Source organism: Streptomyces sp. NRRL WC-3549, assembly GCF_000721935.1.
GTDB lineage: Bacteria > Actinomycetota > Actinomycetes > Streptomycetales > Streptomycetaceae > Streptomyces.
On record NZ_KL585414.1, the window covers coordinates 47,415 to 47,773 of the forward strand.

At 71.3% G+C, this 359-nt stretch carries 1 protein-coding gene; it reads right to left on the minus strand.

Annotation, left to right across the window (positions count from 1 at the left end; all coding sequences use genetic code 11):
- Positions 1–343, minus strand: a 343-nt coding sequence (locus IH13_RS0121455; RefSeq protein WP_234433347.1) for an alpha/beta hydrolase fold domain-containing protein, incomplete at its 3' end; no start/stop codon positions are given.
- Between the last annotated feature and the right edge of the window lie 16 nt (positions 344–359).

The following is a 359-nucleotide window of genomic DNA, read 5'->3' on the forward strand; positions in this document are numbered from 1 at the left end:
AGATGTGTATAAGAGACAGGGTGCCGCCGGAGCTGTCGCCGGCGACGGCCAGGGTCGTGCCGTCCCAGTCCAGGCCGTTGCCGTCCTGCGCGACCCAGCGCACGACCGCGTAGCAGTCGTCGAGGCCGGCCGGGAAGGCCGCCTCGGGTGCCAGGCGGTAGCCGACGGAGACGACCTTGAGGCCGGTCTCCTTCGCCAGCGAGCGGGCGACGTGGTCGTGGGTGTCCAGGCTGCCGAGGAAGAAGGCGCCGCCGTGGAAGTACACGAGGACGCCGTGGTGTTCGGCCTCGACGGGGGTGTAGACGCGGACCGGTACGTCACCGGCGGGCGTCGTCGCCGCCATGTCCCTGACTGCGTGC